6 protein-coding genes, 1 tRNA gene and 2 rRNA genes are annotated in these 12,229 nt (G+C 45.7%); 7 read left to right on the top strand and 2 right to left on the bottom strand.

Annotation, left to right across the window (positions count from 1 at the left end; translation table 11 throughout):
- Positions 1-42 precede the first annotated feature (42 nt).
- Entirely contained in the window at positions 43-1,563 is a 1,521-nt protein-coding gene (gene pepA / locus AC3CIA_RS13825; protein WP_004735335.1) for a leucyl aminopeptidase, read from the bottom strand.
- A 192-nt stretch (positions 1,564-1,755) separates the two neighbouring features.
- Here pepA and lptF point away from each other — a divergent pair, with 192 nt between their 5' ends.
- Together lptF and lptG are read left to right on the top strand one after the other, a co-directional pair.
- A complete protein-coding gene (gene lptF, locus AC3CIA_RS13820) occupies positions 1,756-2,856 on the top strand; it encodes an LPS export ABC transporter permease LptF (RefSeq protein WP_054548292.1) in 1,101 nt (366 codons plus the stop codon).
- Between the two features lie 3 nt (positions 2,857-2,859).
- Positions 2,860-3,930 (top strand): LPS export ABC transporter permease LptG, encoded by a 1,071-nt coding sequence (gene lptG / locus AC3CIA_RS13815; RefSeq protein WP_488518244.1) that lies wholly within the window; start codon positions 2,860-2,862, stop codon positions 3,928-3,930.
- A 63-nt stretch (positions 3,931-3,993) separates the two neighbouring features.
- On the opposite strand, the gene AC3CIA_RS13810 is transcribed toward lptG, so the two are convergent.
- Positions 3,994-4,470 carry an RDD family protein gene (locus tag AC3CIA_RS13810; protein ID WP_054548293.1) on the bottom strand — a complete coding sequence of 159 codons (477 nt, stop codon included), beginning with the start codon at positions 4,468-4,470 and terminating at the stop codon, positions 3,994-3,996.
- A 195-nt stretch (positions 4,471-4,665) separates the two neighbouring features.
- Between AC3CIA_RS13810 and AC3CIA_RS13805 the strand changes: the two genes are divergently transcribed.
- The 5 genes from AC3CIA_RS13805 to AC3CIA_RS13785 all read left to right on the top strand — a co-directional run bounded on the left by AC3CIA_RS13805 (position 4,666) and on the right by AC3CIA_RS13785 (position 12,187).
- Positions 4,666-4,750 (top strand) — tRNA-Leu (locus AC3CIA_RS13805).
- A gap of 246 nt (positions 4,751-4,996) precedes the next feature.
- The gene (locus tag AC3CIA_RS13800) at positions 4,997-5,404 is read left to right on the top strand and encodes a VOC family protein (protein WP_488518243.1); all 408 of its coding nucleotides are present in this window, start codon (positions 4,997-4,999) and stop codon (positions 5,402-5,404) included.
- A gap of 83 nt (positions 5,405-5,487) precedes the next feature.
- On the top strand, positions 5,488-6,741 hold the full coding sequence (locus AC3CIA_RS13795; RefSeq protein WP_019350468.1) for a cyclic di-GMP phosphodiesterase: 1,254 nt from the start codon (positions 5,488-5,490) through the stop codon (positions 6,739-6,741).
- A 626-nt stretch (positions 6,742-7,367) separates the two neighbouring features.
- Positions 7,368-8,922: ribosomal RNA gene (locus AC3CIA_RS13790) — 16S ribosomal RNA — on the top strand.
- A 371-nt stretch (positions 8,923-9,293) separates the two neighbouring features.
- Positions 9,294-12,187 (top strand): 23S ribosomal RNA (locus tag AC3CIA_RS13785).
- Together the 16S and 23S rRNA genes form the textbook arrangement of a ribosomal RNA operon.
- Positions 12,188-12,229: the final 42 nt, after the last annotated feature.

Here is a 12,229-nt window from a genome sequence, read left to right as displayed (position 1 = left end):
ACAAATAGCGCTTATTAAAAAAGGGCCCGTAGGCCCTTTTCATTATTTTGAAGATTGCTCTTCAGTCTCTTGGCCGCTGCGGTTCAATAAGAATTGGACTAGCATTGAGACAGGACGACCTGTCGAGCCTTTCGCTGCACCTGACTTCCACGCAGTACCTGCACTGTCGATGTGAGCCCAGTGGTACTTCTTAGTGAATTTAGACAGGAAACAACCTGCGGTGATAGTACCGCCAGGGCGGCCACCGATGTTTGCCATATCAGCAAACGGACTGTTCAGCTGCTCATGGTACTCGTCTGCCATAGGTAGACGCCATGCGCGGTCACTTGCTTGCTCTGAAGCATTAACAAGTTCATGAGACAGTGGGTTGTGGTTAGATAGAACGCCACTGATGTGGTGACCTAGAGCGATAACACATGCACCAGTTAGCGTAGCAACATCGACAACACAATCTGGTTCAAAGCGCTCAACGTAAGTTAGGGCATCACATAGAACCAAGCGACCTTCTGCATCAGTATTTAATACTTCAACGGTTTGGCCTGACATGGTTGTTAGAATGTCACCTGGGCGGTAAGCATTGCTACCAGGCATGTTTTCACAGCCCGCAAGGATACCTACAACGTTGATTGGCAAGTTAAGTTTCGCTAGTGCTTTCATTGTGCCGAATACAGATGCAGCACCACACATGTCGTACTTCATCTCATCCATGCCTTCACCAGGCTTAAGCGAGATACCGCCTGAATCGAAAGTAAGACCTTTACCGACTAGAACGATAGGTTTTGCATTTGGGTCAGCAGCGCCTTTGTATTCCATGATAGACATCATAGATTCGTTCTTAGAGCCACGGCCTACAGCTAAGTATGAAGTCATACCCAGCTTTTCCATCTCTTCTTCACCGATGATCTTAGTCTTTACTGTCTCATAATCGTCAGCTAAACGACGAGCTTGAGAAGCTAGGTAAGCAGGGTTTGCGATGTTTGGTGGCATGTTGCCAAGATCTTTAGATGCTTTCACACCTGAAGCAATAGCAAGACCATGAGAAATCGCTTTTTCGCCAAGGCTTAGCTCGCGACGAGTTGGTACGTTGAATACCAATTTACGCAATGGACGACGAGTCTCTGGTTTGTTGCTCTTAAATTGGTCGAATGTGTAAAGACCATCTTTAGTCGCTTCTACCGCTTGACGAACTTTCCAGTAAGTGTCGCGACCTTTAACGTGAAGTTCTGTAAGGAAACATACTGCTTCCATAGAACCTGTTTCGTTTAGTGTGCTGATGGTTTTTTGGATAATTTCTTTGTATTGACGCTCGCCTAGCTCACGTTCTTTACCACAGCCTACCAGTAGAACACGTTCTGAAAGCACACCAGGTACTTGATGCAGTAGCAGCATCTGGCCAGGTTTACCCTCTAGATCACCGCGACGAAGCAGTGAACTAATGTAGCCATCGCTAATCTTATCTAATTGCTCGGCTACTGGAGAAAGGCGGCGCGGTTCGAATACACCGACAACGATACATGCGCTGCGCTGTTTCTCTGGGCTGCCACTTTTTACACTGAACTCCATGCGTACTCCTACATCCTGAAGACAAATCGAACTAAATGTTAGATAATGGGTTCTTACTTGTTGGATCCTATAATGGAACTAACCTTAAAGAAGAACGCTAACACTTAGCTAAAAATTTAAAAAAATAAAAGGTTCAACGGGAAATTATAGTGATTCAATCAAAAAAACAAGTTTTGTATAGGTAATTTGAGCGTGATTATTGTTAGATATTTGATCCGCGAGACAATCAAGAGCCAATTTGCGATCTTTTTTGTTCTCTTTCTCGTGTTTCTCAGCCAAAAATTCATCAGTGTTTTAGCGGACGCCTCTGATGGTGATATTCCTGCGAGCCTCATATTGTCGATTGTTGGTCTAAATATGCCAGCGATGGGTTTATTGATGCTTCCACTCAGTATCTATATTGGTATTTTGCTTACTTTTGGCCGTCTTTACGCTGAAAGTGAAATAGTCGTAATGAACGCTACGGGTATTGGTAATAAATTCCTTATCCAATCTGCGCTTTATTTGGCTTTGATAACCGCATCAGTTGCCGCTTTCAACTCATTTTGGTTATCTCCTTGGTCGCAAGACAAAGTTGAGCAAATGTATGAAGAAGTGGCTGCAGAAAATAGCGTTGATTTACTTCCGAAAGGTAAGTTTGAAGGTACGCCGGATGGTTCTTCTGTCGTTTTCATTGATGATATCGACGGTAATAAGTTAGAAAATGTGTTCGTTGCTCAAATGCGCCCACGTGATTCGGTATTACCCAGTGTGATGTTTTCTAAGTCGGGTGATGTCAAAGAACTGAGCGATGGTCGCCAAGTCATCGTTATGTATGACGGCACTCGCCATGAAGGGGTTCCGACACGTCTCGATTATATGGTGACGCACTTTGAAGAGTACGAAGGTTTAATTGGTCAGCGTGAAGTTGAGAAGAAAGGTCGAGATTGGGAAGCTATTCCTACACTCGAACTGATTGGTAATCCAGAAAAAAGTGCGAAAGCGGAATTACAGTGGCGAATTTCATTGGTACTTTGTATTCCATTGTTGACCATGCTTGTTGTGCCACTGTCTGCGGTGAACCCTCGACAGGGTCGTTTCGCTAAAATTGGTCCAGCCATTCTAATTTATCTAACCTATTTCTTAGCAATCAGTGCAACCAAATCTTCGATTGAAGAAGGGAGTATCCCTGCGGTAGTCGGCATGTGGCCAATTAATGCGTTATTGTTATTTGTCGCAATTGGTGCAAACTTTATGGATAGCGTGCCAGTAAGGCGTTTGAAAGAAAAATTCAAGAATAAAAGGTTAGCTTAAGCCGTGTTTAAGATTCTCGATTTATATATAGGCAGAACCATCATCGCAACGACGTCTCTGGTATTGGTGACGTTTGTTGGTCTCTCTGGGATTATCAAGTACGTAGAGCAGTTGAGAAAAGTTGGTCGTGGTACCTATGATCTACTACAAGCGCTGTATTTCGTTCTATTGAGTGTCCCTCGTGATATCGAAATGTTCTTTCCAATGGCTGCATTACTTGGTGCATTGATTGGACTGGGTATGCTTGCGGCGAGTTCCGAACTGGTGGTAATGCAGGCTGCGGGTTTCTCTAAGTTAGATATTGGCCTATCGGTACTCAAAACCGCTATTCCATTAATGATCGTGGTGACTCTTCTTGGTCAGTGGGGAGCCCCTCAAGCACAGAAGATGGCTCGTGACTTAAGAACTATATCGATTGCTGGTGGTAATATTATCTCTACCCAAAGTGGGGTATGGGCACGTGATGCCAATGACTTCATCTTCATTGTCAAAATCGATGATCAGAAGTTATATGGTATGAATATGTGGCGCTTTGATGAGAACAAGGTTCTGAAAACAGCTATATACTCAAAAGAAGTCGATTACGTTGGCAACAATGTTTGGACTATGAACGATGTCGAGATCACATCTTTCGAAAATGAGCTTCAGATTACCAAAGAAAGCTTACCAACTTATACTTGGGAAACATCACTCGCTCCGGATAAGCTTGCGATCGTAACGGTTAAACCAGAAGAGCTGTCTTTAAGTGGGTTGTACGATTATGTTTCCTACCTAAAAGCCTCGGAGCAAGATGCATCACGCTATGAACTCGCCTTATGGAGAAAGATAACTCAGCCGATTTCGATAGCGGTCATGATGTTGATGGCATTGTCGTTTATCTTTGGTCCATTACGAAGTGTGACTATGGGAGCTAGGATTCTTTCGGGGGTTATTGCAGGTTTTACCTTCTATATATCCAGTGAGTTCTTTGGTCCGGTCAGTTTGGTTTATCAAATACCACCGGCCTTTGGTGCGCTAGCCCCTAGCGTGGTATTCCTCGGAATTGCCATAATGCTCTTGAGGCGGAAACTGTAAATAGAAAAAAGGAAGGCATAACGCCTTCCTTTTTTGATCTTGACTGTAGCAAGTTTAATCGCGTTATCGTGCTTGTGGTAGCACTACTACTTCGGTCTTCGCCCAGATGTCGTGAAAGCCACGCTTTTGAGGGTCGAATGGAACACATAAGTTTGCTAATCCAAATCCTGAAGTACCTAAGCGAATCAGAGCTTGGGTTACAGTAATAGCGGAGCCATCTTTGTTTTGAATGCGCAGTTTCCAAGCTCGCATGCCTAGCGTTTGACCTGCTTTTGTCCAAAAGAACACAAAGAAGTACACCCAAACTACGACTAAGTAAAAGGTATATGCAGGGCTCCAAATCGGGTGGTTGCTCAAGAAGTCACTAACATCGGCATAACCGCTATGGTTAAAAACGCCAAGTGCCATGAGCGCATGCAGCAGAGCGACAATGACGCCAGCCGCCAGCATCTCAATAGCGATTACGATAAGGGCGTCATAGAACAAGGCACCAAATCGGCGCATTACTCCTGCTGGTGGCATTGTGTTTGTTGATGTCATGGTGTTATTACTTCTTCAAAAATTTAGGCGTCAGAATATAGTCTAAGGCTTGGCGTGAAAAGAGACATGACGCACAGCTTATGACTTAGTGGCGAAATTATCGGCAAACACACATGAATTCAAGTTTTTATACTTGCCACATCAGTTCGCATACGTATAATGCCAGACATCGAAAGGGCAACGCCCCAAGATAATGCCGGTATGGTGAAATTGGTATACACGACGGATTCAAAATCCGTTGCCTTCGGGCGTGGCGGTTCAAGTCCGCCTACCGGTACCATATTTAGATAAAGCCCTGATCAGAAATGGTCGGGGCTTTGTTGTATCTGGAGAACAGAAAAGCCGACCTTTATTTTAACGGAAGAAACGCTTTTTTAATCAGTTAGATCTTGTTGTTTCATTCCTAAACCACACCGTTTCCCTCCATAATTCGATTCCTTAATAAATTAATCATCTTAAATCATGGTGTTACCTACCATTCTCTCTTCTATTGTCTATGTTTAAAGGAATAATAGAGGAGAGATATATGCTGACAGTAACCCCTTACTTGTTTTTTGATGGCCGTTGTAACGAAGCGTTGGATTTTTATCATAAATGTTTTGGCGGTGTAGTTTTATCGAAACAACTTTTTAGTGATGCGCCACAAGTAATAGAGGGAGCTCAACCTGATTGGATTATGCATGCTGAGTTTGAAGCGTTTGGTATGAAGCTGATGATGTCTGATGGTGTTAAAGCGAAAGAGCTCGAAGGTAACAACCTTGCACTCTCGCTTGTTATTGAGGATACCGCGACTCAAGAGCAAATCTTTGAAAATCTGAAGCAAGGTGGGCGAATAATGACACCTTTAGCGGATACGTTTTGGGGAGCTCGGTTTGGCAAAGTGGAAGATAAGTTCGGCATACGTTGGATGGTGCACTGTGATTCTTTAAGTTGAACCTGTGAAATTGGATAGTGAAATTGCTGCTCGGTTTTATTAGAATTATAAATAGAGATTATTGATCAATATTATATATAAAAATGGGCAGCATAAAGATTACCGTAGATCGCATTCAGCCCGGTCTACATGTACGACTCCCAGTAAAATGGAATGAACACCCATTTCTACTTAACAGCTTTAAAATCAAAGATGACGCTCAAGTACAAGTAATTCGACATCTTGGGATTAAGCACGTCTATATAAATCCGAACCAAAGCGACACATCACCTTTACCCGCTAATCATGTGAGTGAACAAGACCTTGATACTGATTTACAAGTAAGTCTTGAAGCGGAAAGAATGTGGAAAGATAAGCATGAGCGTATCGAAACTCTAAGCTCTTACCGTCGTAGGGTGAGTCATTGCGAGAAAGAGTTCGAACGTTCGCTTGCCCGAATGCGTTCTGTGATGACCAAAATCCGTAATCGCCCATTAGATGCGGTAGGGGAGGTTAAAGCTCTTGTTGATGATATTGTTGAAACGCTAGTGAGTGACGATAACGTAACCTTGCATCTCATGAATGCAAAAGCTGACTTTGAAGACATTTACTTCCATACATTAAATGTCTCTGTTGTTGCGTTAATGATTGGTAAAGCAAAAGGCTACAATACGCAACAGTTGAAAGACCTTTCATTTGCCGCGTTGTTTCACGATATAGGTAAAATAAAGATACCCGTAGCGATACTAAGAAAGCAGGCAGCTTTGACTGTGCCAGAGGCGAATTATCTCAAACTTCATACTAAGTATGGGGTAGATATAGTCACGGCTATTGAGGGTTTTCCTGACAGTGCGAAGAGAGTTATTGGTCAGCATCACGAAATGAATGACGGTTCGGGTTATCCAGAAGGCTTAACTGAAGATGGTATAGATGAGTTTGCAAAAATAGTCGCGGTAGCAAATGCATTTGATAACCTTTGCCACAGTAAAGCGCAATCCCAGCAGAAGATCCCTTACTTAGCACTCTCTCATTTATATAAGAACTGCAAACACCTATATAGTCAGGATAACTTGAGTCTGTTAGTCAAGTTTATGGGAGTCTACCCACCGGGCACTGTCGTGCAGCTTTCAAATGAATCAATTGGAATAGTGATTTCAGTTAATGCCAAACACATGCTTTACCCGAATGTACTGATCTATGATCCTAGCGTGCCAAGAACCCAAGCCCCGATCATTGACCTCTTTACTAAAGAGATAAAAATTGTCAATGCAGTTCATCCAAGTAAGTTACCGGAACAAGTTAGAGAATATCTAAACCCTAGGGCTCGTTTATCTTACTTTTTTGATAATGGTGAGTAGTTATCCACAGGGTGTTGTGGGTAATTTGTTCGAAACTTGGGTTGAAAGTGGTATAAACAAGCCCTTGGTTGAAATGTCTTCGCTTAACCTCTTTTTTCAATAAAAAACGCATTTAATGCTTGCCAATAAGAGCTGCATCTCTATAATGCCGCCTCACTGACACGGCAGACGCCACAAGGCTTCAGCGCAGAATGTTGGTAAGGCAACTAGCTTAAAGCGTTTAATCGTTCCTACTTTTTAAAAGTAGAAATTAATTCCCAATAAGTGTTTGACACTGAGAATTAAAACGCTAGAATGGCCGTCCACTTAGAGAGGCTCCTTACTTAAAAGGAACGCTCAACAAGTGAAGCTCTTTAACAATTTAAACCTATCAATCTGTGTGGGCACTCGTTGATGAATATCAAAACGTTTTATCCTTTGGATAAAACAGTTACTTCGGTAACAAACTTGATTTCAATGAACTGAGTGACCAATACAAAGTTAAGTTTACTTAATTTTGGCACAGTCAATTCATTATCATTCTGTTGGAATGGTAATAGCTTTAGAATTACATGTTCATCAATCTTTTTCGAAAGAGCGAATGAATATTAGTTTTGAAGTCAGTATTCGTTGAGTCACAAAATCTTAAATTGAAGAGTTTGATCATGGCTCAGATTGAACGCTGGCGGCAGGCCTAACACATGCAAGTCGAGCGGAAACGACACTAACAATCCTTCGGGTGCGTTAATGGGCGTCGAGCGGCGGACGGGTGAGTAATGCCTAGGAAATTGCCTTGATGTGGGGGATAACCATTGGAAACGATGGCTAATACCGCATAATGCCTACGGGCCAAAGAGGGGGATCTTCGGACCTCTCGCGTCAAGATATGCCTAGGTGGGATTAGCTAGTTGGTGAGGTAATGGCTCACCAAGGCGACGATCCCTAGCTGGTCTGAGAGGATGATCAGCCACACTGGAACTGAGACACGGTCCAGACTCCTACGGGAGGCAGCAGTGGGGAATATTGCACAATGGGCGAAAGCCTGATGCAGCCATGCCGCGTGTATGAAGAAGGCCTTCGGGTTGTAAAGTACTTTCAGTTGTGAGGAAGGGTGTGTAGTTAATAGCTGCATATCTTGACGTTAGCAACAGAAGAAGCACCGGCTAACTCCGTGCCAGCAGCCGCGGTAATACGGAGGGTGCGAGCGTTAATCGGAATTACTGGGCGTAAAGCGCATGCAGGTGGTTCATTAAGTCAGATGTGAAAGCCCGGGGCTCAACCTCGGAACTGCATTTGAAACTGGTGAACTAGAGTGCTGTAGAGGGGGGTAGAATTTCAGGTGTAGCGGTGAAATGCGTAGAGATCTGAAGGAATACCAGTGGCGAAGGCGGCCCCCTGGACAGACACTGACACTCAGATGCGAAAGCGTGGGGAGCAAACAGGATTAGATACCCTGGTAGTCCACGCCGTAAACGATGTCTACTTGGAGGTTGTGGCCTTGAGCCGTGGCTTTCGGAGCTAACGCGTTAAGTAGACCGCCTGGGGAGTACGGTCGCAAGATTAAAACTCAAATGAATTGACGGGGGCCCGCACAAGCGGTGGAGCATGTGGTTTAATTCGATGCAACGCGAAGAACCTTACCTACTCTTGACATCCAGAGAAGCCAGCGGAGACGCAGGTGTGCCTTCGGGAGCTCTGAGACAGGTGCTGCATGGCTGTCGTCAGCTCGTGTTGTGAAATGTTGGGTTAAGTCCCGCAACGAGCGCAACCCTTATCCTTGTTTGCCAGCGAGTAATGTCGGGAACTCCAGGGAGACTGCCGGTGATAAACCGGAGGAAGGTGGGGACGACGTCAAGTCATCATGGCCCTTACGAGTAGGGCTACACACGTGCTACAATGGCGCATACAGAGGGCAGCAAGCTAGCGATAGTGAGCGAATCCCAAAAAGTGCGTCGTAGTCCGGATTGGAGTCTGCAACTCGACTCCATGAAGTCGGAATCGCTAGTAATCGTGAATCAGAATGTCACGGTGAATACGTTCCCGGGCCTTGTACACACCGCCCGTCACACCATGGGAGTGGGCTGCAAAAGAAGTGGGTAGTTTAACCTTTCGGGGAGGACGCTCACCACTTTGTGGTTCATGACTGGGGTGAAGTCGTAACAAGGTAGCCCTAGGGGAACCTGGGGCTGGATCACCTCCTTATACGAAGATACTTACGATGAGTGTCCACACAGATTGATGGTTTAGATTTAGTTAAAGCCAGAGCTTTAATTAATAACGTAAGTTATTGATTAAAGCTTTTTGCTTTATGCTCTTTAACAATTTGGAAAGCTGACTGATTTGATTACTTACGAGTAATTCAAATCAAATTTAAAAGTTCTCAATGTTTATCTGCTCTTATTCAATAAGAACGGTATAAACACAACAAACACATTCAAGTGTCTTGTATTCGAATCAAACTTTAGTTTGATTCACAATTGAGTCCGGCAAACAGTCATCAAGAATTAACCCTTCTTGATGACAACCAAAAACCTTGGTTAGTTGCCATACGCTAAGACCCTTTCGGGTTGTATGGTTAAGTGACTAAGCGTACACGGTGGATGCCTTGGCAGTCAGAGGCGATGAAAGGCGTAATAACTTGCGATAAGCCCAGATTAGGTAGTAATAACCTTTTGAGTCTGGGATTCCTGAATGGGGAAACCCACTTGCATAAGCAAGTATCCTGTTGTGAATACATAGCAACAGGAGGCAAACCGGGGGAACTGAAACATCTAAGTACCCCGAGGAAGAGAAATCAACCGAGATTCCGAAAGTAGCGGCGAGCGAAATTGGATTAGCCCTTAAGCTTTTAATGATGCAGGTGAAGAGTCTGGAAAGTCTCGCAATAAAGGGTGATAGCCCCGTAACCGACACATCATAATCAGTGAAAACGAGTAGGGCGGGACACGTGATATCCTGTCTGAATATGGGGGGACCATCCTCCAAGGCTAAATACTACTGACTGACCGATAGTGAACCAGTACCGTGAGGGAAAGGCGAAAAGAACCCCTGTGAGGGGAGTGAAATAGAACCTGAAACCGTGTACGTACAAGCAGTAGGAGCACCTTCGTGGTGTGACTGCGTACCTTTTGTATAATGGGTCAGCGACTTAATTTTAGTAGCAAGGTTAACCGTTTAGGGGAGCCGTAGGGAAACCGAGTCTTAACTGGGCGTACAGTTGCTAGGATTAGACCCGAAACCAGGTGATCTAGCCATGGGCAGGTTGAAGGTTGAGTAACATCAACTGGAGGACCGAACCGACTAATGTTGAAAAATTAGCGGATGACTTGTGGCTAGGGGTGAAAGGCCAATCAAACCTGGAGATAGCTGGTTCTCCCCGAAAGCTATTTAGGTAGCGCCTCGGACGAATACTACTGGGGGTAGAGCACTGTTAAGGCTAGGGGGTCATCCCGACTTACCAACCCTTTGCAAACTCCGAATACCAGTAAGTACTATCCGGGAGACACACGGCGGGTGCTAACGTCCGTCGTGGAGAGGGAAACAACCCAGACCGCCAGCTAAGGTCCCAAAGTATAGCTAAGTGGGAAACGATGTGGGAAGGCTCAGACAGCCAGGATGTTGGCTTAGAAGCAGCCATCATTTAAAGAAAGCGTAATAGCTCACTGGTCGAGTCGGCCTGCGCGGAAGATGTAACGGGGCTAAGCTATACACCGAAGCTGCGGCTACGTACCTTAGGGTATGTGGGGTAGGGGAGCGTTCTGTAAGCCGTTGAAGGTGGTCTGTAAGGGCTGCTGGAGGTATCAGAAGTGCGAATGCTGACATGAGTAACGATAAAGGGAGTGAAAAACTCCCTCGCCGGAAGACCAAGGGTTCCTGTCCAACGTTAATCGGGGCAGGGTAAGTCGACTCCTAAGGCGAGGCCGAAAGGCGTAGTCGATGGGAAACGGGTTAATATTCCCGTACTTCTTACAATTGCGATGGGGGGACGGAGAAGGCTAGGTGGGCCTGGCGACGGTTGTCCAGGTTCAAGTATGTAGGCGGGTGGTTTAGGTAAATCCGGACCACTACTAACGCTGAGATACGATGTCGAGCTACTACGGTAGTGAAGTCATTGATGCCATGCTTCCAGGAAAAGCCTCTAAGCTTCAGATTGTAAGGAATCGTACCCCAAACCGACACAGGTGGTCGGGTAGAGAATACCAAGGCGCTTGAGAGAACTCGGGTGAAGGAACTAGGCAAAATGGTACCGTAACTTCGGGAGAAGGTACGCTCTTATCAGTGAAGTCCCTTGCGGATGGAGCAGACGAGAGTCGCAGATACCAGGTGGCTGCAACTGTTTATTAAAAACACAGCACTGTGCAAAATCGTAAGATGACGTATACGGTGTGACGCCTGCCCGGTGCCGGAAGGTTAATTGATGGGGTTAGACTTCGGTCGAAGCTCTTGATCGAAGCCCCGGTAAACGGCGGCCGTAACTATAACGGTCCTAAGGTAGCGAAATTCCTTGTCGGGTAAGTTCCGACCTGCACGAATGGCGTAATGATGGCCACGCTGTCTCCACCCGAGACTCAGTGAAATTGAAATCGCTGTGAAGATGCAGTGTACCCGCGGCTAGACGGAAAGACCCCGTGAACCTTTACTACAGCTTGGCACTGAACATTGAACCTACATGTGTAGGATAGGTGGGAGACTATGAAATTGCGTCGCTAGATGTGATGGAGTCGTCCTTGAAATACCACCCTTGTAGTTTTGATGTTCTAACGTTGGTCCCTGAATCGGGATTACGGACAGTGCCTGGTGGGTAGTTTGACTGGGGCGGTCTCCTCCCAAAGAGTAACGGAGGAGCACGAAGGTGGGCTAAACACGGTTGGACATCGTGTGGTTAGTGCAATGGCATAAGCCCGCTTGACTGCGAGAATGACAATTCGAGCAGGTGCGAAAGCAGGTCATAGTGATCCGGTGGTTCTGAATGGAAGGGCCATCGCTCAACGGATAAAAGGTACTCCGGGGATAACAGGCTGATACCGCCCAAGAGTTCATATCGACGGCGGTGTTTGGCACCTCGATGTCGGCTCATCACATCCTGGGGCTGAAGTCGGTCCCAAGGGTATGGCTGTTCGCCATTTAAAGTGGTACGCGAGCTGGGTTTAGAACGTCGTGAGACAGTTCGGTCCCTATCTGCCGTGGGCGTTGGAAAATTGAAAGGGGCTGCTCCTAGTACGAGAGGACCGGAGTGGACGAACCTCTGGTGTTCGGGTTGTCATGCCAATGGCATTGCCCGGTAGCTAAGTTCGGAATCGATAACCGCTGAAAGCATCTAAGCGGGAAGCGAGCCTTGAGATGAGTTTTCCCTGGCACTATAAGTGCCCTAAAGGGTTGTCGTAGACTACGACGTTGATAGGCAGGGTGTGTAAGTGCTGCGAGGCATTGAGCTAACCTGTACTAATTGCCCGTGAGGCTTAACCATACAACACCCAAGGGGTTTTGTGGACTCAGATGTACCAGACCT

The sequence above is a fragment of the Vibrio sp. QJM3NY_27 genome (genome assembly GCF_057785955.1).
This window is presented reverse-complemented; position numbering and strand designations above follow the sequence as displayed.